Annotated in this window: 25 protein-coding genes; 10 read left to right on the forward strand and 15 right to left on the reverse strand. The window is 61.1% G+C overall.

All coding sequences use genetic code 11. From position 1 onward, the window contains the following. Positions 1-34: 34 nt before the first annotated feature. Positions 35-352: a hypothetical protein gene (locus AC3WUM_RS16945; RefSeq protein ID WP_492411589.1), complete on the reverse strand. Its 318-nt coding sequence runs from the start codon at positions 350-352 to the stop codon at positions 35-37. A 134-nt stretch (positions 353-486) separates the two neighbouring features. Then, positions 487-1,452 carry a L,D-transpeptidase family protein gene (locus tag AC3WUM_RS16950; RefSeq protein WP_492411590.1) on the reverse strand — a complete coding sequence of 322 codons (966 nt, stop codon included), beginning with the start codon at positions 1,450-1,452 and terminating at the stop codon, positions 487-489. A 199-nt stretch (positions 1,453-1,651) separates the two neighbouring features. Here AC3WUM_RS16950 and trxC point away from each other — a divergent pair, with 199 nt between their 5' ends. Beyond that, the gene (gene trxC / locus AC3WUM_RS16955) at positions 1,652-2,098 is read left to right on the forward strand and encodes a thioredoxin TrxC (RefSeq protein WP_492411591.1); all 447 of its coding nucleotides are present in this window, start codon (positions 1,652-1,654) and stop codon (positions 2,096-2,098) included. On the opposite strand, the gene AC3WUM_RS16960 is transcribed toward trxC, so the two are convergent. The 3 genes from AC3WUM_RS16960 to AC3WUM_RS16970 all read right to left on the reverse strand — a co-directional run bounded on the left by AC3WUM_RS16960 (position 2,089) and on the right by AC3WUM_RS16970 (position 4,099). Next, positions 2,089-3,126, reverse strand: a complete 1,038-nt coding sequence (locus tag AC3WUM_RS16960; protein ID WP_492411593.1) for a zinc-dependent alcohol dehydrogenase family protein — start codon at positions 3,124-3,126, stop codon at positions 2,089-2,091. The genes trxC and AC3WUM_RS16960 overlap by 10 nt on opposite strands. Positions 3,127-3,224: 98 nt before the next feature. Continuing rightward, on the reverse strand, positions 3,225-3,806 hold the full coding sequence (locus AC3WUM_RS16965) for an NAD(P)H-dependent oxidoreductase (RefSeq protein WP_492411595.1): 582 nt from the start codon (positions 3,804-3,806) through the stop codon (positions 3,225-3,227). 11 nt (positions 3,807-3,817) lie between these two features. Further along, complete coding sequence (locus AC3WUM_RS16970) at positions 3,818-4,099, reverse strand: HP1242/YdcH family protein (RefSeq protein ID WP_492411596.1); 282 nt, start codon at positions 4,097-4,099, stop codon at positions 3,818-3,820. Positions 4,100-4,303: 204 nt separating this feature from the next. Between AC3WUM_RS16970 and AC3WUM_RS16975 the strand changes: the two genes are divergently transcribed. From AC3WUM_RS16975 to AC3WUM_RS16990, 4 genes are all read left to right on the forward strand, one after another. After that, a complete protein-coding gene (locus tag AC3WUM_RS16975; protein ID WP_492411597.1) occupies positions 4,304-4,843 on the forward strand; it encodes a carboxypeptidase regulatory-like domain-containing protein in 540 nt (179 codons plus the stop codon). Positions 4,844-4,856: 13 nt separating this feature from the next. After that, the gene (locus AC3WUM_RS16980) at positions 4,857-5,117 is read left to right on the forward strand and encodes a hypothetical protein (RefSeq protein WP_492411598.1); all 261 of its coding nucleotides are present in this window, start codon (positions 4,857-4,859) and stop codon (positions 5,115-5,117) included. A gap of 66 nt (positions 5,118-5,183) precedes the next feature. Continuing rightward, on the forward strand, positions 5,184-6,098 hold the full coding sequence (locus tag AC3WUM_RS16985; RefSeq protein WP_492411599.1) for a universal stress protein: 915 nt from the start codon (positions 5,184-5,186) through the stop codon (positions 6,096-6,098). Between the two features lie 31 nt (positions 6,099-6,129). Then, entirely contained in the window at positions 6,130-6,504 is a 375-nt protein-coding gene (locus AC3WUM_RS16990) for a carboxymuconolactone decarboxylase family protein (protein WP_492411601.1), read from the forward strand. 62 nt (positions 6,505-6,566) lie between these two features. On the opposite strand, the gene AC3WUM_RS16995 is transcribed toward AC3WUM_RS16990, so the two are convergent. Together AC3WUM_RS16995 and AC3WUM_RS17000 are read right to left on the reverse strand one after the other, a co-directional pair. Then, the gene (locus tag AC3WUM_RS16995; protein WP_492411603.1) at positions 6,567-9,098 is read right to left on the reverse strand and encodes a cation-translocating P-type ATPase; all 2,532 of its coding nucleotides are present in this window, start codon (positions 9,096-9,098) and stop codon (positions 6,567-6,569) included. Positions 9,099-9,106: 8 nt separating this feature from the next. After that, positions 9,107-9,820, reverse strand: coding sequence for a Crp/Fnr family transcriptional regulator (locus tag AC3WUM_RS17000; RefSeq protein ID WP_492411605.1), 714 nt, complete (start codon positions 9,818-9,820; stop codon positions 9,107-9,109). Between the two features lie 263 nt (positions 9,821-10,083). Between AC3WUM_RS17000 and AC3WUM_RS17005 the strand changes: the two genes are divergently transcribed. The 3 genes from AC3WUM_RS17005 (at position 10,084) to AC3WUM_RS17015 (ending at position 13,554) form a co-directional block, all read left to right on the forward strand. Beyond that, positions 10,084-10,608 carry an Hsp20/alpha crystallin family protein gene (locus AC3WUM_RS17005; RefSeq protein WP_492411606.1) on the forward strand — a complete coding sequence of 175 codons (525 nt, stop codon included), beginning with the start codon at positions 10,084-10,086 and terminating at the stop codon, positions 10,606-10,608. A gap of 61 nt (positions 10,609-10,669) precedes the next feature. Next, entirely contained in the window at positions 10,670-12,043 is a 1,374-nt protein-coding gene (locus AC3WUM_RS17010) for an MBL fold metallo-hydrolase RNA specificity domain-containing protein (protein WP_492411607.1), read from the forward strand. Next, positions 12,040-13,554, forward strand: coding sequence for a thymidine phosphorylase family protein (locus AC3WUM_RS17015; protein ID WP_492411608.1), 1,515 nt, complete (start codon positions 12,040-12,042; stop codon positions 13,552-13,554). Before AC3WUM_RS17010 ends, AC3WUM_RS17015 begins: the two co-directional genes overlap by 4 nt. On the opposite strand, the gene AC3WUM_RS17020 is transcribed toward AC3WUM_RS17015, so the two are convergent. The 8 genes from AC3WUM_RS17020 to AC3WUM_RS17055 form a co-directional block, all read right to left on the reverse strand. Beyond that, positions 13,527-14,156, reverse strand: a complete 630-nt coding sequence (locus tag AC3WUM_RS17020) for a flavodoxin family protein (protein WP_492411609.1) — start codon at positions 14,154-14,156, stop codon at positions 13,527-13,529. The two genes, AC3WUM_RS17015 and AC3WUM_RS17020, sit on opposite strands and share 28 nt — an antisense overlap. A gap of 96 nt (positions 14,157-14,252) precedes the next feature. Next, entirely contained in the window at positions 14,253-14,801 is a 549-nt protein-coding gene (locus AC3WUM_RS17025; RefSeq protein WP_492411611.1) for a CBS domain-containing protein, read from the reverse strand. A 20-nt stretch (positions 14,802-14,821) separates the two neighbouring features. After that, positions 14,822-16,435, reverse strand: coding sequence for a chaperonin GroEL (gene groL, locus AC3WUM_RS17030; RefSeq protein ID WP_492411613.1), 1,614 nt, complete (start codon positions 16,433-16,435; stop codon positions 14,822-14,824). A gap of 88 nt (positions 16,436-16,523) precedes the next feature. Then, complete coding sequence (locus AC3WUM_RS17035) at positions 16,524-17,495, reverse strand: universal stress protein (protein WP_492411615.1); 972 nt, start codon at positions 17,493-17,495, stop codon at positions 16,524-16,526. A 96-nt stretch (positions 17,496-17,591) separates the two neighbouring features. Next, complete coding sequence (locus AC3WUM_RS17040) at positions 17,592-17,819, reverse strand: DUF2934 domain-containing protein (RefSeq protein WP_492411617.1); 228 nt, start codon at positions 17,817-17,819, stop codon at positions 17,592-17,594. Between the two features lie 86 nt (positions 17,820-17,905). Beyond that, the gene (gene glgP, locus AC3WUM_RS17045) at positions 17,906-20,452 is read right to left on the reverse strand and encodes an alpha-glucan family phosphorylase (RefSeq protein WP_492411618.1); all 2,547 of its coding nucleotides are present in this window, start codon (positions 20,450-20,452) and stop codon (positions 17,906-17,908) included. A 10-nt stretch (positions 20,453-20,462) separates the two neighbouring features. After that, positions 20,463-20,777 (reverse strand): hypothetical protein, encoded by a 315-nt coding sequence (locus tag AC3WUM_RS17050; protein WP_492411620.1) that lies wholly within the window; start codon positions 20,775-20,777, stop codon positions 20,463-20,465. A gap of 168 nt (positions 20,778-20,945) precedes the next feature. Further along, a complete protein-coding gene (locus tag AC3WUM_RS17055; RefSeq protein WP_492411622.1) occupies positions 20,946-21,218 on the reverse strand; it encodes a hypothetical protein in 273 nt (90 codons plus the stop codon). Between the two features lie 176 nt (positions 21,219-21,394). Here AC3WUM_RS17055 and AC3WUM_RS17060 point away from each other — a divergent pair, with 176 nt between their 5' ends. Further along, the gene (locus tag AC3WUM_RS17060; RefSeq protein WP_492411623.1) at positions 21,395-22,309 is read left to right on the forward strand and encodes a universal stress protein; all 915 of its coding nucleotides are present in this window, start codon (positions 21,395-21,397) and stop codon (positions 22,307-22,309) included. 124 nt (positions 22,310-22,433) lie between these two features. Then, the gene (locus AC3WUM_RS17065; protein WP_492411625.1) at positions 22,434-23,486 is read left to right on the forward strand and encodes an ATP-dependent 6-phosphofructokinase; all 1,053 of its coding nucleotides are present in this window, start codon (positions 22,434-22,436) and stop codon (positions 23,484-23,486) included. The last annotated feature ends 107 nt before the right edge of the window (positions 23,487-23,593 follow it).

The following is a 23,593-nucleotide window of genomic DNA, read 5'->3' on the forward strand; positions in this document are numbered from 1 at the left end:
GACAACCACAGTCCTCCGTACCGTCATCCTCGACTTACTTTCGCGTGGAACGCTGGAACATCCGATCGGCCTTTTCCTTGGCGGCAGCAGCGTCGGCAGCCGCCTGCGCTGCGGCCTTGGCGGAGCGCTCGGTGCTGGCCTGCGCGGCCTGTGCTGCTGCCTGCGCAGCGTTGGCGACCTGCAAGGCCTGAGCAGCCTTGGCATCGGCCTGCGCAGCCTGAGTCTTGGCGGCCGCCGCTTCCTGGGACGCGGTCTGTAGCAGGGCCCTGTCCTTGTCGTTGAGGGTCGTGCAGCCAACCAGTCCCAATAATGCGGCGGACATCAAGGAAGCAAGCAATATCTGTTGATTCATGGAGCGCTCCAGAATAGAGGGAAGAAGAGCGGACACTTCGCGACCGTCATATCAGACTCAGCCCTGAACGCCGCCCCAGCAGTATCAAGACGCGCAGTCGATGGATCATTGACGTGCATCAACGTTCAGGCACTTCAGCGAAGCGGCTTCATCACCGGCAACGGCATGCCGGTCTGTTCCAGGCCCGCCAGGAACACCGCATCCCAATCCACGCGGGACACTTCAGAGCCCGCGGCTCGAACGACCAGCGCGCGCGCATCGTAGGCACCTTTGTCGATACGCTCGCCACGTGCCTCGATGGCGTTGGCTTCACCGGTTGCAGGGTGAACTTCCAGATAGAGCTGCCCACGCAGCCAGCCCACTTTTGCGCGTTGATCTATCACCTTCACCGGAGTACCAACGGGCGTGGAGGCATACAAGGCCTCAATGTCTTGCGGATACAACCGGATGCAACCGTGGCTTCCGCGACGACCGATGCTGTAGGGCCGGTTGGTGCCGTGCATCGCAATCCCGGGCCAACCGACATACAAGGCGCGACTCCCCATCGGATTGTCAGGCCCCGGACCGATGCGCTTGGGCAGTTCGGGGTTCTCCATCCGTTCGGAAGGCGTTGGAAACCATGTGGGCATCACCGTCTTTCGAGTCACTTTCGTCAAACCCTGCGGGGTCTCACGCCCTTCGTCACCGATACTGATCGCGTAGCTCACGGGTGCACGTCCCGCAACGAAACGGTATAGCCGCAGTTCGGGCAGATTGATGACGATCCCTTCGCGCCGGACATTCGGCAGTACGTGCTGCAATGGCAGGCTGATCGGCCGGCCGGCGCCCGGAAGCCAGGGGTCGACTCCAGGATTGGCGATGCGCATGGCAACGTAACCCAGACCTCGATGCAGGGCGAGATCGAGCAGCGTGTCCGACTCACGCGCCAACAAGTGTTCAGGCGCACCGATCACGTCGTCACCCGACTGTGGAGACTCCGCACGCGCGATAGCCGACAGCGCGTACACCACCACCATGAGACACCACATCCAGTTTGATCCACGTTTCATGCGCTCTTGCCTTGAGCAAGAGTGGGCCGCGGTGACGATCGAAAGCAGCACCGGTCCTCCAGTCCTTCAGCAATATGCGAAGGCACGATCGCTGGCTGGCGCCTCGATCGCCTTGACGCCGATCAAACCGGTCATCGCTCCCATCGGCCGGATAAAGCCTTGAAGGACGTCGCCTCGTCCACATTCAAAGCGATTGATGGCGCCAACGCACAGCTTGCGTGCGCCACTATGGCCCTTGCTGAGAAGAACGATGAGAACGCATCTGCTTCATGTGGTCTGCCCGCATTGCGACACCGTCAATCGCGTCCCTCAAGAGCGGCTCGCGGAAACGCCGAACTGCGGTCGCTGCCATCATGGGCTATTCACGGGGCATCCCCTCGCACTTGACGAGAGGCGCTTCAACGCCCACGTCGAGCGCAGCGACATTCCCGTGATCGTCGACTTCTGGGCACCCTGGTGTGCGCCATGCCGATCGATGGCGCCCGACTATGAGCGAGCCGCCGCCAAGCTGGAACCGCAGCTGCGGCTGGCAAAGGTCGACACTCAGGCCCATCCCTCTCTGGCGGCGCGCTACGGGATTCGCAGCATTCCCACGCTGATTGCCTTCCGGGATGGCCACGAGATCGCCCGCCATAGCGGGGCGCTGCCCGCTACGGCTCTCTTGCAATGGATGGGACAGCACACCCGTCACGGCTGAGAGGCGGCAACGGCAGTACGCTCCTGGCTTTTAATCCGAAGCACCGCGGCGCCCAGCAAGCGGCCGTGACGGAGATCATCAAGCGCTTGATTGGCCTGATCGAGCGGGTAGGCCTGGACCCGCGTGCGGATGGGCACTTTGGGTGCGAGCGACAGAAACTCACGCGCGTCACGCCGTGTGAGATTGGCGACGCTACGCAATTGACGCTCACCCCAGAGCAGCGAATACGGAAACGCAGGAATGTCGCTCATATGGATGCCGCCACAAACCACTCTACCTCCCCTGCGAACCGCAGCCAGCGCGACGGGAACCAGCTCGCCAGCAGGCGCGAAAATGATGGCGGCGTCCAGCTGATGCGGCGGCATCTGATCCGATCCTCCGGACCAGACGGCGCCTAGATCGATGGCCATCCGCTGCGATTCAAGATCACCTGGACGCGTGAATCCATAGACCTTGTGCCCCTGCCACCTGGCCAACTGGACGATCACATGTGCGGCGGCGCCGAAGCCATAAAAGCCGATGTGCTCCGCATCACCGCACGCTTGCAGACTGCGATAGCCGATCAGCCCCGCGCATAGCAGCGGCGCCACCGCGAGATCGTCGGCATCCTGAACCAGCGGAAATGCGAACGCCGCCTCCGCCAGGCAATGGGTAGCGAACCCACCATCGATCTGGCAGCCCGTGAATCGGGCCTGATGGCAAAGATTCTCACGACCGCAGCGGCAATCGGCGCAGGTTCCGCAAACGTGTCCAAGCCACGGGACGCCAACGCGCTGACCAACTTCAAGACCCACGGCCTCGGAACCGCGGGCGAGCACACGCCCCACGATCTGATGCCCCGGAACAATCGGATAACGAGCCCCATTCAACTCGCCGTCCATCAAATGCAAATCCGTACGGCAGACTGCGCAAGCGCTGATCTCGATCAGTACCTGGTCTTTATCGGGCTCCCGAAAGCTTCGGGGCAGCAATCGCAATGCCGCTACGGGGCACTCCAGAACCATCGCACGTCCTTCGACGGACAGCATCAGCGGTCATCCCATCGATCTCGTTCATGGCGAGCATGCGTGCGCAACGGCGCATAATCAGGGTTCGACTCCAGATTCATTTCAGCCTCCGGACATTCTCAGCTTGCTGCTGCGCCATAGCGGCGCATGAGCGGCAGCCAATGTTCGCTGATCCTTTCACGTGATCCGTCCACCATGCCAATCAACGTGGTCCTGACCGGAGAGATGCCGGAGAAGTTCAGAACGTTGCGCACCATCGATCGCAGACCGTGAGAGAAAAACCAGAAGCGATACAACGCTGCGGGCATGCCCATGGTGACGACGACGCGCGCGGAGCGGCCAGTGAGTTTCTTGCGCCATCCATGCCCAGCTGCATCAATTGCAAAGCCAGGACGAAAGACCTGCTCGAGAAAGCCTTTGAGAGCCGCGGGCATCGAGCCGAGCCACAACGGATGGACGATCAGCAGATGCTCCGACCACTCGATGACCTCCTGCGCGGCCCTGACGGCATCGGGCACCGGAGTCTGCTCCCACTCCCTTTTGGATCGCAGCGGCGGCACATCGAGCTCGGCCACGTTGAGATAGCGGACCTCGTGTCCCGCCGACTCCGCCGCCTGAGCGTAGGCTTCCGCGAGCGAATGGCCGAGGTGATCCTGCTCCAGATCGGGATGCCCTTGAATGATGGCGACGCGCTTTCCCATGGAAGTGTCTTTCACGTCGAAGCCGTGGATGATGCCGGACGAGTCGCCGCCACATCCTCTGCGCACAGGCGGGTGTACAGCTCGTCCTTGAGACGAACACGCCTGAGCTTTCGCTGTTCCACGTATTGATCTCCAGGAGTTTCGATCTGCTGCTCGATCCGACGAATCGCCTGATCGGTCTCGTGATACTCGTCGAGCAATCGGGCAAAGTGCGCGTCCCTCGACCTGAGTTCGTGAATGGTGCTGCGATACTCCGGAAAATCCTCGCTCAGGCAATGCTTTTCAATCGTCACGTGAACCTCCTGGGACAGTTTCGAATCGGTATACGCCGATCAATTCAGGGCGCTGATCCACATCAGGCGCTTCGAACAATCGTCCGTCATTGATCGGCGTCATTCTCACTTCGCAACGCGCCTCTTCCGTGCAGGGTTGACGATCGTCAACGCCTGGGACGGCTTGCGCTTATACGATGCGTTGCCCCAAGGCTGGAGACCGCGATGAAGCGAATTGAAAGTTCCACCACTCTACTGGCGACCGCTGTTCTGTTTGCGAGCCTGCACGCGGGTATCGCGCGTGCGCAGGAGCAGTCCGATCTGCCTCCTCAACAGGACACGGGCTTGTTCACGTATCGAACCGGCGGCATCGGCAAGCAAGAAGCAGAAGCGATGAAGGCGGATGCGCAGCATCATCCGCTGAACCTGCTCTTCACCAGCCGTATCGGTGAACGCGATGCGTACGCAGCGGACGTAGAGGTGCTCATCGAGAACGAAAATGGTTTGACCCTGCTCATGACGCGCGGTGGCCCTTTCCTGAGCGCCGATCTGCCCGACGGACACTACCGGGTGAGCGCGCGATACCAGGGTGTCGAGCAATCGAGGAATTTCAGGATCCGAGCCCAAAAGCCCGTGACACTCACGTTCAACTGGAAGGATCGTGACCAGACCGAAAGTCGCTGCGTACCGGAGCGTGCTCGTCGCATGAACCATTTCCAAGAGGAGTGCCACCCCTCTGCCGATTGTCGCCACCGTTGCACCTAAGGACGTCCGCATCTTGGCCATCGAGAAGAGATTGAAGAAACCGCCAATCACCCCGCCGCAACGATTGGCGCGACTGATCGCCATGCAGGAAGAAGTACAGGACCGCTTGTCCCGAGTGGAGGCGGATCGTCGCCACCAGGCGAAACCACCGGACTCCGACGCTCAGGAGCGCGCAGTCGAACTCATGCAGGAGGTTCTCATCATGATGGGGAGCAGCCTGCGAGATGGCCATGACCACCGTCAGCATCGCCGCCGAATGAGAAAGATCGCTTGATGCAAGTCAATGCCGAATGGCGCCACCAGCGGGATGCTTGGGAAAATCCGACACCAAGGAACACTCATGGCCCGCTATCAGAAGATTCTGCTGTTCGCCGATCCTGCCATGACGCGAGGTCCCGCGTTCGAGCGGAGCGTCGCGCTCGCACAATCGGCGGGCAGCAAGCTGCACATCGTGCTCATCGACCACAGCCGGCTGATCGAAGTGGCCAGTCGCCTGGGGCGGCACGAGGCCTCGCAGGCTCGCGAGGCATGGATACAACAGCGGCGCCACTGGGTGGAAACGGAGGCCGAAATTCTGAGAGGCAAAGGCCTGGACGTGACCGCCAACGCCGTCTGGTCGCATTCGCCGCGCGCCGAAATGGTGACCTACGCCAACGAGTTTGGGGCCGACCTCATCGTCAAGGAAGTGCGACACGAACCCTTGGCCAAGCGGGTCTGGTTGACGCCGCTGGACTGGCATCTGGTGCGTGAATGCAAGGCTCCTGTCATGCTGGTTGGCATGCCGAAGCACACGCTACCGCGGCGGATCGTCGTGGCGATCAACGTCTATAGCATCGATGGAAGCGACGACGATCGGTTCAACCAGCAAATCATCAAGGAAGCGCTGGACCTGGCGATTCAGTGCAATGCGGAGCTGCACCTCGCCTCTTCGGTGGATTTTCCGATGATCCAGGGCGATGGTCTGGCCCTGGTCGGCGGCTGGGCACCGGAACTCTATAACGACTTGCATCGCAATCATGCCGAAGCGCTGAAAGCATACGCCGATGCACACAAGATTCCCCGCGATCGGATTCATTCGCTCGCAGGCTGGACCCCGCTGGCATTGTCGACTTTCGCCGAAGGGATAGGTGCCGATGTCATCGTCGTCGGAACTCATGCCCGGCATGGTTTCGATCGGATGCTGATGGGCAGTGTCGCAGAGGCCGTCATCGACGCTGGTCCCTGCGATGTGCTGGTCGTCAAGCAGCGCGATTGAATGTTCAGGCCGACTCTCCAAGGAGCCACCGATGAGCAAGAACTACCCGGATATCACGCGCTCTGTTTCCAAGTCACTTGAAAAGCTGCGTGCGGACATCCCCGACGTGATGCGAAGCTTCGGATCTCTGGCACAGGCCGCGACCCGTGCCGGCGCACTGGATACCAAGGCGAAGGAACTCATTGCGGTTTCACTGGCGGTAGCCGCTCGTTGCGACGCTTGCATCGGATTCCATGTTCAGACGCTGGTTCGCCTGGGAACGACGCGAATCGAATTGGAGGAGGCGCTCGGAATGGCCGTTTATATGGGAGGCGGACCATCGTTGATGTATGCCGCGGATGCGTTGACCGCCTACGAGCAGTATCAGGACTCTATGAAGCCACGCGCTGATGCCCCGAGATCGTGATCGATGCCTGAGCCAGGCGAGGCGCTTTGCGCCTGCCAAGAACGCCCACCGGAACTGCATGATCAATTGGGGCGGCGCGGGCGCTTGATCGCATAAAGGGCCGCGAGAAAGACCGCCAGGGCGCAAGTACCGATACCCAGCTCCTGCAGTCCGGGCAAACCGAACGAAAACAGCCCGCGAAGCTCCGGAACCATCAATATCAGCGCCAGCACCGACAACGTCGCCAGGCTGGCGTACGTCGCCGACGCGCTGCTACCACGCAGTGCAATACCCGAAAAGCTCTCGTTGGTCAGCACCAAGGCAAGATTGCCGATGATGAGCAGCGCATAGCTCGTCGCGCGTGCGATATCCGTCGCCGTCCCCATGGACAGCAAGCTCTCGTAGACCACCATGACCGAAACCAGCAAGGCGCCTCCCTGAAGCAGGCTGCGCAGGAACAGTCTGCGCGTCAGCAACGAGTCCTGTGGATTGCGTGGCGGCCGTCTCATGACATCGGCCTCTTCCGGCTCCGCTTCGAACACGATCGAGCAAACAGGATCGATGATGAGTTCAAGGAAAACGATGTGGGCCGGGAAGAAGAGTGGCGGCCATCCGATCAGCACGGGCAGCAAGGACAATCCCGCGATCGGAACGTGGACGGCGACGATGAAACCCATTGCCTTGCGCAGATTGTCGAAGATGCGTCGCCCCAAGCGAATCGCCTCGACAAGGGAGCCGAACTCATCGTTGAGCAATACCAGTCCGGCCGCTTCCCGTGCCACGTCGGTGCCCCGCCCTCCCATGGCAACTCCGATATGCGCGGCCTTCAGTGACGGCGCGTCATTGACACCGTCCCCCGTCATCGCGACGATCTCTCCCGAGCGCCGCAAAGCCTCGACGATGCGCAGCTTGTGCTGTGGCATCACGCGTGCGCAGACACAGGTCTGCCGCAATCTTCCCTCGAGCTCCGTATCGCCGAGCGCGTCAACTTCCGCCCCGATGATGAAACCCATGCTTGCATCTATGCCAGCCTGCTGAGCAATGGCGATTGCGGTCGTCGGATAGTCGCCGGTAATCATGACCACCCGAATACCCGCGTCCCGGCATTGCGCGATCGCATCGGGGACCGACGGCTTGAGGGGATCGGCCAGGCCGACGAGTCCGATGAATCTCAAGCCCCCCACCTCGTTCAGCGTGGTGGCGGCGATGTCCGCGCAGCCGGGCGCTTCGGCGATAGCCAGCACTCTCAGCCCGGAGCGCGCCATCTCGGACAGATCGGCATCGAGCTTTGCGCGTTCAGCCGACGCAAGACAGCAAAGCTGCGCGACGGCTTCCGGCGCACCTTTCACCGCGAGCAAGCGTGAGTGTTGCCGTCCCTCCCAGACATTCCCCATCGCGAGCAGCGCGGAACTAATACCATAGCGATGTAGACAACTGAGCGGCTCGGTAGAACGTGCGCCTTGCATGGTGGCGAGATCGTGCAAGGCGATCTCCATCGGATCGGCGGGGTGCTCCTCGCTGGCCAGCACCGCGATCATCAGGGCGTGACGCAGGCTTTCCGGCATGGGAGTACCACCGTCTGCACGCCACACGTCCGCGGCCGCGCGCAGCTGCGCGACACGCATTCGATTTTGCGTCAGCGTACCGGTCTTATCGGTGCACAGCACCGTGGTGGCCCCGAGGGCTTCGATGGCTGCGGCTCGCCTTGCCAGAACATGCTGGCGCGCGATCCGGCGTGCTCCCAGCGCGAGAAAGACCGTCAGCACCAACGGAAACTCCTCGGGCATCATCGACATCGCCATCGTGATGCCCGCGAGCAAACCGTCCAGCCATGCTTCCCGCGCGAGTCCATAGACCATCAGCAGTGCAAGGCTGACGACAGCCGCCACACTGCCTGCCCAGCGTACCAGCCGGCGCACTTCGCCATGCAATCGCGTGGGCTGTGGATCGATGTCGTCGAGCATGGCGCCGATACGTCCGAGCGCGCTGCCGGCGCCGGTTTTCAGCACCTCGCCCAAGCCCTGTCCATGCACGACCAGCGTTCCAGAGAATGCGACGGCGCTTCCTTCTCCGCCTGATGCGTTCGTGATCGAAGGCCGCGCAATCGAAGATAGCTTGGCGACGGGAACCGACTCTCCGGTCAGGGTCGACTCGTCGATCTGCATTTCGCTGGCCTCACGCAACCACACGTCCGCAGGCAACCGATCTCCTTCCGCCAGCACGACGAGGTCGCCACGCACGACCTCGCGTCCGGCGATGCGCCGACGCTCGCCATCCCGGATCACCAAGGCACGCGGACTGGCAAGATCGCGCAGCGCCTCCAAACTGCGTTCGGTGCGGTATTCCTGGAATACCGATATCCACACCGATACCGAAGCGAATGCGAGTAGCAGCAGCGCTTCGCCAATGTCCCCGATGATCAGATACAAGCCGCCGCCACTCAGAAGCAGCAGAAACATCGGCTCACGCAGCACATCGAGCAGGATGCGACCGAGCCCGCGCCGCCCACGACGAGGTAGTTCGTTGGGGCCATCGCTCGCCAAGCGTCGCCGGGCTTCTCCGTCACTCAGTCCGGTACTGATCTGTGTGGAGTCTGGATGCAGCGATTTTTCCAAGTCTTCGTTCAAATCAGTGCGTTGAGGGCCGAGCGATCGATCACTTCGCAACGCGCGCCCTCGCTGAGTACGATCTGGCGCGATTGCAGCCGCGCGAAGACGCGAGAAACGGTTTCGGTGGCCAGATCGAGATGCCGCGCCAAGTCCGCTCGCGACATCGACAGCTCGATGGCGTTGCTGTTCGGAGAATCGGAGTTCAACTGAGAAAGCAGGAACGAGGCGACACGCTGGTCGGCGGTACAGCGCTCCCTATGCAGCATGCTGTGCAAGCGATCGAACTCTCGCCCCAGTGCCGTCAGCACGCGGTCACGGAAGCTCGCTGACTCCAGCATGCGACTGCGTACCGCAGCGATGGGCAGACGGCAAACCCAGGCCCTCGATATCGCTCTTGCACTGGTGCAAAACCGCGCATGGCAGACCGCGTCCAGGCCCGCCACATCGTCGGCCAATTGAAAGCCACGAACCTCCTCGTTGCCTCCCGGTGACACGACATACGTCTTGAGCGCTCCGCCGCGCACCACGTAGATATGCTCGGCCGGATCACCCGCATGAAACAGATGGTCGCCTTTATTCACCGCGGTTCGACTCACACCGACGGACTGCATCTGACTCTCCGTCATCCCTTCGACCAGCATTCCCGCGAAGCAGCGCTTGGCCCGCGAGCACTCCGAGCAGGGCGATTTTGCGATGAGCGAATCGCTCGCGGCGAAAGACATGGACATGGCGAACTCCGGCGCTGTTTAAGATCCCTGTGCGCATTTTCCGCTTTGTGCATAACCTCACAGTGCGATGCCTAACGTTACTTAGGCATCGGTGCCGGTCGCTTACTGGGATCGTTCCGGTTTCATTCCGAATCCTCTTCCCCGCCGTTCGATGTTCCTACAGTTCAATCCAGAAACTGTTGATCCCGGTCATGGCAGCGCTGCAAAAAATCACTTGACAATGCCCCAGGTCCAGCCGGACCGACGATCTACGAGGGAACAGCATGAACATCGCACACAGGCAACCCGTGAAGGCCGATGACAAATCGCACAAGACCGTCGAATCGTGGCGCCCGATGGAGAATCTTCGGCGCCAGATCGACCGATTGTTCGACGATTTCGATATCGCACCGCGACATCTCGGCCGCTCGATCTTCGACGTCGAACCCTTCTGGCACCGTGGATTCGGTGCCGGCAACTTGTTGGCCGTCGATGTGATCGAGAAAGACAAAGCGTTCGAGATCACCGCCGAGTTGCCAGGCGTGGACGGCAAGGATGTCGACGTCAAGCTCGCGGATGGTCTGCTCACGATCAAGGGCGAGAAGAGCGAGGCCAAGGAGGACAAGAGCAACGACAGCTATCTCTCTGAAAGGCACTACGGACTGTTCGAACGGACATTCCGTATTCCGACCAACGTCGATACCGACAAAATCGAAGCCTCGTTCGAAAAGGGAGTTCTCACCGTGAGTCTGCCCAAGAAAAGGGAGGCCGAAGCAACGGAGAAGAAGATTGCCGTCAAAGCCGGCTAAGCCTTGAGAGGCAGTGCGCATTTGCCCTCGCTCTCGCGAGGGCTTCTTTTTGGGGAGAGCCATGGAGCTGCAATTTCTCGGCGCAACCGGAACGGTCACCGGGTCCAAGTACTTGGTGACGCACCGGGGGCGCCAGGTCCTCGTCGACTGTGGCTTGTTCCAGGGCTACAAACAATTGCGGTTGCGGAACTGGGAGCCGCCTCCATTCGACCCCAAGGCATTGGAAGCCATCGTGCTGACTCACGCCCACCTGGACCACTCGGGCTATCTTCCCCTTCTGGTCCGCCGTGGCTATGCGGGTCCGATCTATTGCACGGCGGCTACCCGCGACCTGTGCAGGATCCTGCTTCCCGATAGCGGTCGATTGCAGGAAGAGGACGCCGAGTTCGCCAATCGCCATGGCTTCTCCAAGCACCGCCCAGCACTGCCGCTCTACACTGAAGCTGATGCCCTGCGTGCGCTGGAGCAGATGGAAACACGAGCCACGCTGGACACCTTCGAACCCGCAATAGGCTTCAAGGCTCAGCTCATACCCGTCGGGCATCTTCTGGGCAGCGCCATGCTCCGACTGCAATGCGAAAACCGTAGCGTGCTCTTCAGCGGTGATGTGGGCCGCCCGAACGATCTGCTGATGCTACCGCCGCACCCGCCTGTGGCCGCCGACGTGCTGGTGGTGGAATCAACTTACGGCAATCGCCAACACGAGGCAGTCGATCCGATCGAACAGCTCGGCGCCTTGGTGCGTCGCGTGAGCCATCGCCGGGGCGTGATCGTCGTGCCATCGTTTTGCGTCGGCCGCGCGCAGGCATTGCTTTGGTGCCTGCATCAACTCAAGCTGTCTCATCGAATTCCGGCGACATTGCCGATCTTCCTCAACAGCCCGATGGCCATCGATGCAACGCGATTGTACCGGCGCCATCTGGGGGAGCACCGACTGTCGGCGGAAGAGTGTGAGTCCATGTCCCACACTGCGCAGATGGTCAACACGGTCGAGGAGTCTCGATCCCTCAACGACCGCAAGGGTCCAATGCTGATCATCGCCGGCAGTGGCATGGCGATCGGTGGACGTGTCGTCCATCATCTTCGGGCCTTCGCATCCAACGCATCCAACGCGATCGTCTTCACCGGATTTTGCGCGGGCGGCACGCGAGGCGCCTCGCTGATCAATGGTGCCAAGACGATCAAGATTCATGGCGAGCAGGTGCCTGTTCGCGCCGAGGTGCTTTCGATCGGCAATCTGTCCGCGCATGCCGACTACGCGGAAATGCTTGATTGGTTATCCGCGCTCAAGACCGCACCGAAGCGTGTTTTCGTTACGCATGGTGAACCCGACGCCGCGGATGCCTTACGGCGGCGGATCGAAGAGCGCTTTGGCTGGCCCTGCACAGTGCCGGATTACCGGGAGCGTGTGGATCTGCAACAGCTTCCGGCATGAGCACACTGGCTGCGAGTGCATCACTGAAGCTTCGTCGGCTCGGCATCGACACGTACCGGGAGCCCATCGTCTTTCTGCACGCCGACGGCAGCGTCTGCCGCGCGGAGGGTTTTCGCGCACTGTCGCGCGTTCAACTGCGCTGCGGATCACGGGACCTCATCGCCACGCTCAATGTCGTTTATGGAGATTTGCTCGCTTGCGATGAGGCAGGTCTGTCCGAATCGGCTTGGAGCGCGCTGGGCGCACACGAAGGAGACGTTGGCATGCTGTCCCACCCACCGGCGCTCGAATCGTTCTCCGCGGTCCGCAGCAAGATCTACGGATCGCGCTTCGATGAAGACGCGATGCATCGCTGCATCCGCGACATCAGCACGGGCCGATATTCTTCCGTCGAACTCGCCGCCTTCCTGACCATCTGCGCCGGCAATCGCATGGACATGGAAGAAACATTGGCGCTGACGCGCTCCATGGTCGACGCCGGAACCCGGTTGCGGTGGAACCAGCATCCGGTGGCCGACAAGCACAGTGTCGGCGGTCTGCCGGGGAACCGCACCACGCCCATCGTCGTCGCCATCGCCGCGGCCTGCGGCCTGACGATCCCCAAGACTTCATCGAGAGCTATCACTTCACCCGCCGGTACCGCCGACACCATGGAGGTTCTCGCTCCGGTCGAGCTCACGCTGGAACACATGAGACGAGTGGTCGACAGCGAAGGCGGCTGCATCGTCTGGGGCGGTGCGATCGCCCTGAGTCCGGCCGATGACATTCTCATCCAGGTGGAACGTCACCTGGACTTCGACAGTGATGCGCAGCTTGCGGCATCCATTCTGTCCAAGAAGCTCGCGGCAGGCTCTACCCATCTGCTCATCGATATTCCGGTTGGACCCACCGCCAAATTGCGCAGCGCCGCCTCGGCGCAGGCACTGGCCGACAGACTCAGCGCAGTCGGTCACGCCCTGGGCCTGACCGTGCGCTCGGTCCAGACCGACGGAAGCCAGCCGATAGGACGTGGGATCGGACCCGTGCTGGAAGCATTGGATGTGGTCGCCGTGCTACAGCGACAGACGAGCGCCCCGCCGGAGCTGCGCGCGCGCGCGATCCAGCTCGCCGGGGCGCTGCTGGAAATGACCGGCCGCGCCGACGCAGGCAAGGGACTCGAAATGGCGGCGGCAACATTGGAATCCGGAAAGGCATGGCGAAAATTTCAGGCGATCTGCGAAATCCAGGGCGGCTTGCGCGAGCCGCGCCAAGCTTTGCACCGGCGCGAATTCCCCGCTTCGGTAGCCGGCACGATCAGTGGCATCGACAATCGTCGGCTCGGACGCATCGCCAAGCTGGCGGGCGCGCCACTGTCTCCCGCTGCCGGCCTCGTACTGGAGACACGGCTTGGACAGAAGGTGGAGAGCGGGCAGCCACTATTCACCATCCACTCACAGTCTTCAGGCGAACTCGAATACGCCTGGGCGTACGCGTCGGGCCATCCTCAAATCGTGTGCGTAGCGTCTGTGTGATGCCTACCAGGCTCAATCTCCCGATGAGGCTGATGGGTGAGACTTTGCAAGGCATCGATGAATGTCTCCATTCGATGGAAGCGTCTTGCCTTGATGTCGGCATCCCGTAGTGCCAGCGTCGGATAACGCCCGGTCTCGATGGTTTCATCGTCTGGATGCAGCATGCCCGTCATCTCGGCCAGGGTCTCGTCCCCGCCCGAGGACCCCATCGTGCAAAACATGCCGACATGGACCAGCGACGGGGCATGACGCTTCAGATAGCTGCGAACCGGTGTGGCGACATGTGCAGCCCATACTGGAGATCCGACGACGACGACGTCGTAGTTTGCGGGATCGAACTGGCTCGGTGCGATGTCAGGGGCGCGCTTCATAACCGCCTCGAAGGCCGTGCGCAGGAAGCCAAGTACGCCCGCGCGCTTGCGATGATCCTGTATCTCTTCGATATCGCTACTAGCGCCCAGGCGCTGCGCGAGCCGATGGGCTACGCGTCGCGTGAATCCGGTACGCGAGTAGAAAACGACGAGATATCGTGTCGGCTGGCTTTCACCGCGAGAAGCCGATGCGCGCTTTCTGCCTTGAGCGATTCGTTTCTTACTCGTCATTGCCTGCTCGTTGCCAGGCGACGGAAATCCGTCGCCAAACGAAGGGGGAATGGTTGATCGGATGATGGGGAAGCCATCGCCGGATCAGGCCAGGCTTCAAGCTCGCAGCTGCACCTCGCGAGCGGTTTCGGTCGAGATCAGCTGCTGCAGCTGGCGCATGCAGTCGGTCAGAACATCCAACAGATCATCGACCGTCAGGATTCCGCGCAGTCTTCCATCCGGCCCCAGCACCGGCATCCGACGCATACCCAAAGAGCGCATGCGAGCCAGCGTCTGCAGGACATCGTCCTCCTCGTCGGCCGTTTCCAACTCGGGGCACATGACATCGGCGGCCGTGACCGATTGCGGAGCGACGTCCTTGGCCAAAACCTCGAGAACCAGATCACGATCTGTGATCAAGCCCACCGGATGTCCGTCATCTCCATCGACGACGACCAGGCAGCCGACATGGGACTGGCGCATCAGCCGGGCTACGTCGGCAACGCCGACATAGGGACGGACGACCGCAACATGGCGTGTGCTGTATTCGAGAATTCGCATCGCAAGGCTCGCGCTGGATATCAGCCTGCATGATCGGATCTGGACCCGGTTCCGTCGTTGACCGCGATCAACGATGAAGGCCTCGGTGGGCGTGCCCGGCTTCATGGCTCATGACCTTCCGACTCTCAAGCTTCCGCAGGCGCCGCATCCTTCCGAGGCTCGGGGATATCGGTCAGGGTGGCCTCGGTCAGCAGCAGCACACTGGCCACCGAAACGGCGTTCTCCAACGCGATGCGCACAACCTTGGTCGGATCGACGATGCCGGCCTCATAGAGGTCTACATAGCAGTTGCGGCTGGCATCGAAGCCGATGCAACCCGCTTCATTGAGCAAGCGCGCCACGACCACGCCATCATCGACCGCCGAGTTGTCAGCGATCGTGCGAACCGGTGCTTCCAGGGCTCGCCGCAAAATCTGCAGGCCCGTGCGCTCGTCACCGACGACGGTCTCTTCCTGCTTTTGCAGAGCAGGGACCGCCTTGAGCAAGGCCAGTCCGCCGCCCGGCACGATGCCTTCAGCAATCGCCGCCTTGGTCGCGGCAATGGCATCGTCGAGCGCATCCTTCTTGGCCTTCATTTCCGCTTCGGTCGGAGCACCCGCCCTGATCACTGCAACGCCACCAGATAGCTTGGCCAAGCGCTCTCGAAGCTTTTCCTTGTCGTAATCGCTGGTCGCCTTCTCGATTTGCTGGCGAATCTGCTGCATGCGTGCCTCTATGGCTCTCCGCTCCCCCGATCCTCCTACCAAGGTGCATTTCTCCCGGTCGACCACGATGCGATGAGCACGCCCGAGGCGGTCAAGCTCGACATGTTCCAGCGTCAGTCCGACTTCCGTCGAAAGCACCTGCCCGCCGGTGAGTACGGCAATGTCTTCGAGCATTTCCTTGCGACGATCGCCAAAGCCGGGAGCCTTGACCGCCACGCTCTTGAGCACGCCCCGCAATTGGTTCACCACCAACGTTGCAAGCGCCTCGCCTTCGATGTCTTCGGCGATGATGGCCACGGGCCTGCCCGTCTTGGCTATCTGTTCCAGCAGCGGAATGAGGTCCTTGATTGCACTGATCTTCCGATCCGTGAGCAGCACGTGAGCATCTTCCAGCACTGCTTGCATCTTGTCGGCGTCCGAGGCGAAGTAAGGGGAGACGTAGCCGCGGTCGAACTGCATTCCTTCCACGACTTCGAGAACAGTCTCAGTGGTCTTGGACTCCTCGACCGTGATCACGCCCTCGCCTCCGACTTTCTCCATCGCATCAGCGACGAGTTCGCCGATCTGCGATTCGTTGTGTGCGGAAATGGTGGCGACCTGGGCGCGCTCCTTTCGCGATTGCACGGGTCTCGACTGGGCCTGCAAGGACTTGATCGCCAGCTGCAGGCCCAGATCGAGCCCTCGCTTGATGTCGATGGCACTCGCGCCCGCGACGACGTTACGAACGCCGTCGGCATAGATCGCATGCGCCAACACGGTGGACGTGCTGGTGCCGTCACCAACCGCCTCCCCGGTTCTTTCGGCCGCTTGCCGCAGCATCTGCGCGCCGAGATTTTCCTCAGGCTCCTGGAGGTTCACCTGCTTGGCGATGGTGACCCCATCATTGCAGACCAGTGGGCTGCCCCACTGCCTTTGGATCAGAACAGACTTGGATTTCGGGCCCAGCGTGACACGCACCGCCTCGGCGAGTTGTGTCGCCCCGCGCAAAACCTTTTCCCGCGCCTCGCTGCGGAACAGCATCTTGGTGAAAGCCATGGAAACCACCTAGTAGGAAGGTGGAATAAGCCTCCTGCTTCGCTCGCCCCCGTGCCATGACCTGCATCAAGCAGGCTCACCATCGCCTTCAGGCCGTCAGCGCCGTTGGGCAATAACGTCGAGCCAGCGCAGGCAAGTCCAGGTGCTGAGCCAGCTCCGCCATGAAGCCGGCTGGTTTGACGAGAAGCAGGTCACTGGGCAGCTCAGCGAGCAATTCCTCAGCCGTGCTGCCGATGACCAGACGACTGAACAAGCTGTGGTAGTGAGAGCCGAGCACCACGAGATCAATACGGCGCTCCTCCACGAACTTCTTGAGAACCGAACCCGCATTCCCCATCAGGTGATAGCGAGCCGTCGCATCGACCTGCAAACGATCACACAGCTGCGTAAAAGCCAGTCGATGGTCGCGTGAAGCCTGCTCCAGCAGAACAGCGAGTTTCGCTTCGTTCGCTGAAGGCACATGGCGCCACGGAAACGCAGAAACGACATAAGACTCCGACGAGCAGGTCTTGCCCAGCCATTGCGCCGTTCGTACGATCAATTCGTTGAACGCCGCACCATCTCCACTGTCCTGAAATGCATCGACAGCCGCTGCGATCCGCCCTGGATGACTGTGCGCATCGGGACGAACCAGCATCAATGGGCTCGGGCAATAGCGAATGAGTTTCCAATCCGCCGATGTATGGCGCCAGCGCGAATGCTCGCGCGATATTTCCTTGATGACCAGATCGACGCGATGCTCGATCGCCTTCGCGACGATCGCTTCATACATGGAGGCCGACCAGACCACCTCATGATGAACCTTCAATCCCTGATCTCGCAGTGAAACGGCTCTCTGACCTAGCCATCGTTCTCTTTCGCCGACATACTCGTTCTGGGCCAGACGATAAATGTCAGGGTGAGCGCTACGATCTCCCGTTGCGATGACAGGCTCGTAGGCGATCAGACACAGCCACAGCCTCGCGCCGGTCAAGTGCGCGACGCTGGCGGCGCGCCCCAGCGCCGCGCTCGGCAGCATGTGACTGTCGGCGATGACGAGAATGTTCTGAATGGATTCCATGGCATCTCCACAGGCCGTCAACCAGAGGGCGGCGCAAGAACACTGCGCTCCAAAGCAAGGGGAACGCCGGCAATCAGCAGAGCATTCGAGTCGCGTTCAATCGCCGCAGTAATGCTCGCCCTCCAGGAATAGGTCGACTTCGCGTTCGGCGGCGAGCCAGTCGTCCAACTCCTTTCCAGCGGCGAATCCGCGGTTCTCCGCAAGCGAATACGCTTTTCTCGCAATCAGCTCTCGTCGCTGTTCCGGGCTGTGGCAACAGCGGATCAAGGAATGCATTCCGGATTGGGACATGCGGGTGATGATGTTCTGGGTCTCGTTGAGCATGATCCTCTCCGGGGGAAGTCGAACATTAGAATCGCGAGGTCCGTCGCCGATTTCATTGACGCTGGTCAACAGCGCGCACCGGAGCGTCAGCGCGGCCACCGAATCAATGGCAGCTCCTGCGGCAACAATGCGCCGCGATGGTATGCGACGACCCGCGGCGTATAACGACGGGCAAGCTCCTCGGTCTTCACGCAAGCCCTGAAAATATGTCCGCCGCGGCTGCCCTCGACGGACTCCTGATGCTCCATCGAAATCACGCTGCATTCCATTCCAGGACCGTCAGCGTAGAGATGAATGGCCACGGCTTCGAGCGGCACTTCGCCCAGGTACACACTGACTCTGACCTGACAGCCTGCAGTCGACGATTCAAAATGCGGCTCATTGACGTGCACATGATCCCAGCTGCGTTCGATCGACTGCGCCCATTCCTTCAATTGCAGCGCTTGCGCATTGCCATCGGCATTGCGGCCGGAAAGGGCTGCGGCGGCAGGCGCATAGAGTTGATCCACGTACTCCCTGAGCATGCGATTGGCGTTGTAACGGGGGGCCAGTCGCGCCATGCTCGATCGAATTCGCTCGATCCATCGCCGTGGCAATCCGCTTGCGTCGCGCTCGTAAAACAGCGGCACGATCTGATGCTCGATCAAGTCGAGAATCTCTCTGGCATCCGAAGCATCCCTGGCATCCGGGTCAGTAGTGGCCATCGGGGTGCCGCCGAAAGTCCATCCGACAGCCGGCGAGTAAGCCTCCAGCCACCAGCCGTCCATGGAGGATAGATTGAGGCCGCCGTTCACGAGCACTTTCATTCCGCTGGTACCGCACGCTTCCCATGGGGGGCGAGGGGTATTCATCCAAACGTCCATCCCCTGGACCAATGGCTCGGCGAGGGCAAGGTCGTAATCTTCAAGAATCACCACGCGTCCGCGTAGTTCCGGCCGCCGCGCGAAATCCGCCCATCTGCGCAGCTCGGCCTGTGCCTTCTCGTCATCGGGATGCGCCTTGCCCGCGATCACGAGTTGAATCGGCCTTTGCGGGTGAGTCAGCAAGCGCGCAAGGCGATCGGCCTCGCGCAGAAGCAGGTCATTGCGTTTGTATTCCGCGAATCGACGCGCGAAACCAATCGTCAGTGCATTGGCATCCAGCACCCAATGCCCGCCAGGTTCCCCCCGCTCTTCCTGCTGCCGCCTGACGCGCTGCCGCGCGCTGTCGACGAGTCTTTCACGAGCGGCGCCACGCATGCGCCAGATCTGCGCATCGTCCAGAGCGGATAAGGCGATTTCGTGAGATTCGGTCGTCCCGAGCCACCGATCGACGCCGCAAGTCTGCGTCCACAAGGCATCGGCCTCGATCGAATCCCACGATGGCATATGGACGCCATTGGTCACCGAAGCAATCGGAACCTGTACCAAGGGCCAGCGCGGATACAGCGGCGCAAAAATGGTCTGGCTGACCTGCCGATGACGTCTGCTTACAGCGCTGACGCTTCCGCAACAACGTGTCGCAAGGTAGGCCATGTTGAAATCGCTGCCGTTGTCCGATGGGGCGCGCCCCATCGCAGCAATGGCATCGAACTCTGCTCCGAAACCCAACGCACGCGAGTATCGCTCGACCGCGGCGGCCGGGATGACGTCGAACGCAGCAGAGACGGCGGTATGGGTCGTGAAGACGTTGCCCGCGCGCGTCGCCCAGAACGCGCTTTGGAAATCGAGATTGGCCCGCATCGACAGACAGCGCGCCCTTTCGAGCGCCGCAAACGCCGCATGACCTTCGTTGAGATGGCAGATGCCTTCGGAAAGTCCCAGCGCCTCGACCAATCTCCATCCTCCGACTCCGAGCACGATCTCCTGCTGCAGGCGCTCTTCCGTCTCGGTGGGATACAGACGCCCGGTGATTCCGCGGTCAGGTGCGTAATTCCATGGGTCGTTGCTATCGAGCAGGTAGAGATTCGATCGGCCGATCTGGGCCCGCCAGACGCGCAAACGCAGCTTTCTCCCTGGCAACTCGACCATCACGGCGAGAGGCCCGCCGTCGTCGGCGAGCAAGGGACTGATGGGCAGATCGGCGGAATCCGTATAGACGTAGAGAGCCTGCTGATTGCCTTCCACATCGAGGCGCTGACGAAAATATCCCTGGCGATAAAGCAAGCCGATGCCGATGACCGGAACACCGAGGTCACTGGCGGTTTTCAGCAGATCTCCCGCCAGTACGCCCAAGCCCCCGGCATACAAGGGAAGCGCCTCCCCGATGCCGAACTCCATGCTGAAGTACGCGATGCCCTTGACCTGCGCTGCGAACGCAGTCCCTTGCCACCAGGCAGGGCGCTGCCGGTAGACTTCACGTGCCGAGCTGAGTGCGTCGAGCCTTTGAACAAATGACGAATCGGCTGCCATCGCCTCCCACTTACTCCGGGTCTGCGACTTCAGGATCGCGTAGGGATTCTGCGTGCGGTTCCAGCCGTCCTCGTCGAGGGCTTTCCATAGCGCGTCGCCCGCGTGACTCCATGTCCAGCGCAGATCGAGCGCCAGCGCCGCCAGGCTGCGCAGGCGCAGGGGCAGCAGTTGCTCCAATGCTCGCCAGTTCGGATCCAGGGAGTCCGGCGCCGCGGGGGCCGGAGCAATGGGCTCGGTCGTCATGTCACGCCCTCTAGGGCTGCCATTCGCAAATCTGCACAAGCGTGTATCCATTGGCCGCCGCCGCTTCCAGCCTGAGTTCCAATTGCGTCAGCGGCATGAGGCATCGCAGTCGATCTCGATCGAGGAGCTCGAGCGCCGGAAGCAGGGTCGACAATCGGAGCCGACCGTACGCACTCTGTCCCTCCAGATAAAAGCGCTGCGGCGCGCCCACTCCATGCGTGATGCTCAGGACGTAGCGATCGCGCGGTGGCGAGCCGAAGGTACAGAGCTCCACATCGATGCGTTCATTTGTAGAAGTCAGCGTGCTGCTGAGGACACATTCCATGATCGGGTCCGATGAGATCGAAGAGTTCGACACTCCGCCCCTGAGAGTGACCCGATCTTCGTCGCCCGCCCCTACGCGTGGCGTCGCCATCGCGATGCATGCGAACAAGGCCAAAGACCGTGCCAGACACATGGCCCGCAGTCTCATGCGGTGGCTGTCTCTATCGCATCAAATCCGCTTCAGCGCGTTCCGCAAACTGGCGTAACTGTCGCGCAAGTTCCAGTAGAGCCATTGCGTTGCACAGGCCACCTCGAGACTGGATCGATCAATCGACTCTCGTGTTACACGGAGCTCATCACGCAGGGTTTCCCAGCTCTGCCCTGCCGGCTGTCGTCCGTCCCTGGCTTCCGCCTTGAACAGAAACGTCTCCAGAAAGAGCTCGCCCGGCACCCGAGCCAGTGAGTTGAAATCTCGCAATGAGAGTAAATGCGACTGCTTCATCGTGATCTCCAGCGAACCTCGGCATGGTCTACCGATGTGGTCCGTTCGGTATTGATGTGAATCAATACGCTGGACATGGGATCGCTGCCTGCTCCGGTTCGCGATCGTTGACGCAGGTCAATGAAGCTCCACGGGCAACCCGGGATTCTTCATCGGCGTCACACAAGGAACTCGCCGTGAACCCCTATCGGAATATCTTGCTGTTCGCCGATTCTTCCATGGTGCAAACACCCGCATATGATCGTGCGGTCGCTCTGGCGCAAGCGACGGAAAGCAAGCTGCACATCGTGGTCATCGGCTTCAATCACCTGCTGGAGCAGGCATCGAGGCTGAGTCTTCACGATTCGACAAAGGCGAAAGAAGGCTGGCTGCAAATCCAGCATCGGTGGCTGACCTCGAAACTCGAGGCACTCAGGGAAAGAGGGATCAGCGTAGCCGTCAACGCGGTCTGGGCAACGAGCCCGCGCGACGAAATGGTCCACTATGCGAACGAATTGAAGCCGGATCTGATCATCAAGGACGTCCGCCATGAAGCGCTGATCAAAAGGCCCTGGCTGACACCATTGGACTGGCACCTGCTGGCAAACGTCGAAACTCCTATCCTCTTGGTCGGAAAGCCGACACATGTACTCCCCAAGCGAGTTGTCGTCGCAATCGATGCCAGCCCTGTTTCCGGAGATGATGAAGGCTTCAACGATCAGATCGTCCAGCAGGCACTGGCTTTTTCGATCCAGTGCAAGGCGGACTTGTATCTCGTTTCTTCCGTGGACTATCAGTTCATGCGCGGCGATGCGCTGGGGATGATGGATAGCTGGGCTCCGGATCTGTACGAAAATCTCCGTCAGGATCATGACGCTGCGCTACGGACATATGCGCAAGCCCATCAGATTCCAGAGAATCGCGTGCGCGTGCTTTCAGGCTGGACGCCTCACGCGCTCGCCGATTTTGTCCAGTCGATCAGTGCCGACGTGATCGTCGTCGGGACACATTCCCGCCTCGGCTTCAATCGAGCCCTGATGGGCAGCGTGGCCGAATCCATCATCGACGCCGTACCTTGCGACGTACTGGTCACCAAACCAAAGCCCACCTGAGCGAAATGGACCGTAAAAGCAGCGCGTTATCGGCGGGCGATCGGAGTGCTGATAGGCCGTTCCGGCGTCCTGCAAGGCCCACAGGCGCCCGGAGCCGGCGACTGACTGCCGATGGAGATTGCGCATGACCACTCAAGCGAAAACCATTGGTGTGCTCACGAGCGGTGGAGATTGCGCGGGCCTCAATGCCGTCATCGGCGCGATAGCGCGCCACGCGGTTGACTCGTATGGCTGGCGAGTCCTCGGAATTACCGACGGCACGCTGGGCCTGACCGACACACCACGCCGATACTGCGAGTTGCGCCCGGAACGCCTTAGCGCTCCGCTGCTCCATAGTGGCGGCAGCTTCCTCGGATCGATCAGCCATGGCGAACCCGACAGCGAACAGCGACTCGTTGATCGCAAGCAGGCATTCGCCGATGGTGCGGAGAAGTTAGGTCTCGATGCCCTGATCGCTGTGGGCGGCGATGGCTCGATGAGGATCTTGCACGAGCTGTGCAGCTATGCGCGCCTGCCCATGATCGGCATTCCCAAAACGATCGACAACGATGTACGGGAGACGGAGCGCGCGATCGGATTCGCAAGCGCCGTGCAGGTCGTCAGCGACGCACTCGATCGCTTGCAGCCGACGGCCGCAAGCCATCATCGTGTGATTGTTGTGGAAACGATGGGAAGAAGCGCGGGCCATATCGCATTGCACGGCGGTATTTGCGGAGGCGCGGATGCCATCCTGATTCCGGAACGGCATCTGGAAATCGAAAGCGTCGTTACGCATATCCGCCGGGTTTTTTCATCCGGGCGGCGCCACGCATTGATCGTCGTTGCCGAGGGCGTTCGCGCCCAGGTATCAACCCTCAAGGCGTTCGAAAGCATTGGAACCTGGCTCGCCATGGAACTGGAAAAGCGCTCTGGAATAGAGGCTCGCTGCACCACGCTCGGACATCTGCAACGCGGTGGATCTCCGTGTGCAGAAGATCGCCGACTCGCCGCGATCTTCGGGTTGCGGGCCGTCGAATTACTGGCTGGTGGAAGCGCGGACAGGATGGTGTGCTGGACGAAAGGAGCCGTGCACGACGTTCCCCTCCAGGACGTGATCAAAGGTCCGCGCACGATCGAGAAGCATTGCTCGTTCATTGCTACAGCCAGAGGTCTTGGCATCTGGATCGGAGAAGAGTGAGCGGCCGTCCGACGAAGCTTTCAATTACCCGCTTCTGCTGAGCCGAGAAGGTAGCCGGGTTCGCTATCGCTGAATCCGGGCAGGACAGAAGAACGCGCTGGATGAAA

The organism is Hydrocarboniphaga sp. FW305-C-57, from assembly GCF_058783045.1.

Bases quoted from the DNA above. Each gene is read 5' to 3' on its own strand.
- AC3WUM_RS17010 (WP_492411607.1), top strand. From the start codon at position 10,670: ATGGAGCTGCAATTTCTCGGCGCAACCGGAACGGTCACCGGGTCCAAG.
- AC3WUM_RS17035 (WP_492411615.1), bottom strand. From the start codon at position 17,495: ATGGAATCCATTCAGAACATTCTCGTCATCGCCGACAGTCACATGCTG.
- AC3WUM_RS17025 (WP_492411611.1), bottom strand. From the start codon at position 14,801: ATGAAGCCGGGCACGCCCACCGAGGCCTTCATCGTTGATCGCGGTCAA.
- AC3WUM_RS16945 (WP_492411589.1), bottom strand. From the start codon at position 352: ATGAATCAACAGATATTGCTTGCTTCCTTGATGTCCGCCGCATTATTG.
- AC3WUM_RS17005 (WP_492411606.1), top strand. From the start codon at position 10,084: ATGAACATCGCACACAGGCAACCCGTGAAGGCCGATGACAAATCGCAC.
- trxC (WP_492411591.1), top strand. From the start codon at position 1,652: ATGAGAACGCATCTGCTTCATGTGGTCTGCCCGCATTGCGACACCGTC.
- AC3WUM_RS17040 (WP_492411617.1), bottom strand. From the start codon at position 17,819: ATGCTCAACGAGACCCAGAACATCATCACCCGCATGTCCCAATCCGGA.
- AC3WUM_RS17050 (WP_492411620.1), bottom strand. From the start codon at position 20,777: ATGGAATGTGTCCTCAGCAGCACGCTGACTTCTACAAATGAACGCATC.
- AC3WUM_RS16965 (WP_492411595.1), bottom strand. From the start codon at position 3,806: ATGGGAAAGCGCGTCGCCATCATTCAAGGGCATCCCGATCTGGAGCAG.
- groL (WP_492411613.1), bottom strand. From the start codon at position 16,435: ATGGCTTTCACCAAGATGCTGTTCCGCAGCGAGGCGCGGGAAAAGGTT.
- AC3WUM_RS16990 (WP_492411601.1), top strand. From the start codon at position 6,130: ATGAGCAAGAACTACCCGGATATCACGCGCTCTGTTTCCAAGTCACTT.
- AC3WUM_RS17055 (WP_492411622.1), bottom strand. From the start codon at position 21,218: ATGAAGCAGTCGCATTTACTCTCATTGCGAGATTTCAACTCACTGGCT.
- AC3WUM_RS16960 (WP_492411593.1), bottom strand. From the start codon at position 3,126: ATGCTGTCCGTCGAAGGACGTGCGATGGTTCTGGAGTGCCCCGTAGCG.
- AC3WUM_RS16975 (WP_492411597.1), top strand. From the start codon at position 4,304: ATGAAGCGAATTGAAAGTTCCACCACTCTACTGGCGACCGCTGTTCTG.
- AC3WUM_RS17015 (WP_492411608.1), top strand. From the start codon at position 12,040: ATGAGCACACTGGCTGCGAGTGCATCACTGAAGCTTCGTCGGCTCGGC.
- glgP (WP_492411618.1), bottom strand. From the start codon at position 20,452: ATGACGACCGAGCCCATTGCTCCGGCCCCCGCGGCGCCGGACTCCCTG.
- AC3WUM_RS17000 (WP_492411605.1), bottom strand. From the start codon at position 9,820: ATGTCCATGTCTTTCGCCGCGAGCGATTCGCTCATCGCAAAATCGCCC.
- AC3WUM_RS17020 (WP_492411609.1), bottom strand. From the start codon at position 14,156: ATGACGAGTAAGAAACGAATCGCTCAAGGCAGAAAGCGCGCATCGGCT.
- AC3WUM_RS17065 (WP_492411625.1), top strand. From the start codon at position 22,434: ATGACCACTCAAGCGAAAACCATTGGTGTGCTCACGAGCGGTGGAGAT.
- AC3WUM_RS16985 (WP_492411599.1), top strand. From the start codon at position 5,184: ATGGCCCGCTATCAGAAGATTCTGCTGTTCGCCGATCCTGCCATGACG.